The organism is Neiella marina, assembly GCF_002165625.1.
Taxonomy (GTDB): Bacteria; Pseudomonadota; Gammaproteobacteria; order Enterobacterales; family Neiellaceae; genus Neiella; species Neiella marina.
Genome location: NZ_NGNS01000043.1, coordinates 1 through 2702 on the forward strand (window position 1 = coordinate 1; position 2702 = coordinate 2702).

A 2702-nucleotide genomic window follows, 5' to 3' on the forward strand; every position below is an offset into this window, starting at 1 on the left:
TTCAGTTAAAGTGCTGTGGCAAGGATGGCTCAAATTACAAGCCATCCTTGAAGGGTACGAGCTAGCCAAGTCTCTTGAACTCTAAGATGTGATCAAGAGACAGCCTTCGGGTGGCTTTTTTCGGCGTCATGTTCATGTTCTGCAATCCTCAAACATCCCATTGCTATTCGTAGCGTTAGCTTTACTGACGGCTCTGGTTCACTGTCGACGTTTTGTTGATTGACTGAGCTAGAGTATTTGCTCTTTCGTTAGTGTGGTGCTTTGCCGAGGAGTTCTCATGCCAGCTTGTCGCTCAATGGCATGGCAAAATACGCGAGAGGCTGGACAGAATTCTTTACATTAGTCTTTTAAATCGTTATTTTTCTGGCCTACTTATCTTTAAAGTGTATCCGAGTCGGATGTTGTCCAACAGCGACTCAAAATGGGTTGATTGAACGCGCTATGAGACTTGAAGTCATCTGTGAAGATCGTCTGGGGATTGCCGAAGAAATTCTGTCCATCATGGTAAAACATGGCATGAATCTTAAAGGCATCGAAACCGATGTGAATCGCAATATTTTTCTTAATTTTCGCCAACTAGAATTTTCTGAGTTGCAAATGTTGCTGCCAGAAATTCGCCGAATCAAAGGGGTGGAAGATGTTCGAACCGTTCCATTTACACCCTCCGAGCGAAACACCCATGAATTGAATACCATTCTCAAGACATTGCCAGATCCAGTGTTCTCTCTCGATACTCGGGGTCGTATTGTAATGGTCAACGAAGCAGGGGCCATCGCTCTGCGCAGCCAGTTAGAAAAACTTGAAGGTCAAAGTATCAACCAATTCGTCCATGGCTTTTCGTTTCAGCGCTGGTTTGACGATGACGACGTTGATGTTCGCAATAGTAAAGTCACCATGAATCAGCGTACATACCTAGCTGATGTTTTGCCGATCCGAGTGGAGAATGAAGAGAGCTCGGAAGACCAGCAAGTATTGGCTGGGGCTGTGTTATTGATGAAGTCAACGGACCGTTTAGGGGAACAGGTACACGCTTATCAAAAACAAAGCGGCGATGGCTTCGAGCGCATTTATGGCCAAAGCCAGCAAATGAAGCAAGTTTTGATGCAGGCTCGAAAAATGGCGCAGCTCGACGCGCCATTACTGATCCAAGGCGAAACTGGAACAGGTAAAGAACTGCTCGCTCGCGCTTGTCATGAGTTCAGCTTCCGCGACGGCAAACCGTTTGTTGCGTTGAACTGCGCTTCATTGCCCGACAATGTTGCTGAGAGCGAATTGTTTGGCCATGGTGAGAATGCTTTTGAAGGTGCTGGAGATGCCCAACGAGGTGTTTTGGAAATTGCTGCGGGCGGTACAGTGTTCCTCGATGAGATCGGCGAGATGTCACCATCGTTGCAGGCTAAGTTCTTGCGCTTCTTGCAGGATGGAACGTTCCGTCGTGTAGGTGAAGAAGATGAAGTAAAGGTAGACGTCCGTATTATCTGCGCAACGCAAAAGGATCTACCTGAAATGGTACAAGGCGGCAACTTCCGCGAAGACTTGTATTATCGTCTTAATGTGTTGTGCCTCGTTGTGCCGCCTTTGCGGGAACGTAAATCTGATATCTTGCCGCTGGCAGAGCGTTTCATCGAACGCTTTTGTGCTCAAAATGGTCGGCCATCGGCCATGATCAGTAAGTCTTGCCGTGACTACATGATGCAATATCCATGGCCGGGTAACGTTCGCCAACTTGAAAATGCACTATATCGGGCTATCAGCTTGCTCGAAGGGAATGAGTTAACCGCCGAAGACTTACAACTACCATCCTATGCCAGCGGTTCTGGTTATTATGATCAGCCATTTGAAGGAACCCTTGAAGAGTCGGTCAAGCGATTTGAAAGTAACTTACTGCGCCGCTTATACCCGTCTTATCCAAGTACCCGCCAGTTGGCTCGTAAGTTAGGGGTATCCCATACCGCGATTGCCAATAAGCTGCGCGAATATGGTATCAACAAAAAGACCATCACCTGATGTCATCACTAAAACCCGCCGTCTTTCTTGATAGAGACGGCGTCATCAATCGCGATACTGGTTATACCCACAAGCTTGATGAATTAGAGATCTTGGCCGGTGTCGCTGACGGTTGTCGCCAATTGATAGCCGCAGGGCTTGAACTGGTCATTGTCACCAACCAGTCTGGTATTGCTCGCGGTCTATACAATGAGCAGGACTATCAAAGGTTCAGTGATGAACTACTCAATCAGTTAAGTTCACAAAAAGTTCATTTTTTAGCCGTTTATTTCTGCCCACACCACAAAGAAGGTGAAATGTTACCTTATCGCCAAGTGTGTGATTGCCGTAAACCAGGGCCGGGTATGCTGTTTCGAGCTGCCAATGAGCATCCAATCGATTTATCGCGAAGTTATATTGTCGGTGATCGGGCATCTGACTTAGAAGCCGGACAAAATGCTGGCCTCAAAGCTAATGTTCTGATTGAAACAGGTAAAGCCATTACACCTGAAGGGCAGAATAAAGCCGATTATGTGGCAGCCAATTTTATCACAGCGACTGAGTGGATTTTGACCGATTTCAACTCCCACTAAAATAAATGTGATTTTCTTCAAAAAAGCCCTTGACCGAATTCGAAGAGTCCCTATAATGCGCCTCCACTGCTTCGGGGCAACGGCAAACTTCTAAAGTTTCAAACTTTCTCGAAGCACTCAATC

2 protein-coding genes are annotated in these 2702 nt (G+C 46.6%); both read left to right on the forward strand.

Annotation, left to right across the window (positions count from 1 at the left end):
* Positions 1-441 precede the first annotated feature (441 nt).
* Positions 442-2007, forward strand: coding sequence for a transcriptional regulator TyrR (gene tyrR / locus CBE68_RS18535; RefSeq protein WP_087507711.1), 1566 nt, complete (start codon positions 442-444; stop codon positions 2005-2007).
* Complete coding sequence (gene gmhB, locus CBE68_RS18540) at positions 2007-2579, forward strand: D-glycero-beta-D-manno-heptose 1,7-bisphosphate 7-phosphatase (RefSeq protein ID WP_087507712.1); 573 nt, start codon at positions 2007-2009, stop codon at positions 2577-2579. The genes tyrR and gmhB overlap by 1 nt, the downstream gene beginning before the upstream one ends.
* Positions 2580-2702 lie beyond the last annotated feature (123 nt).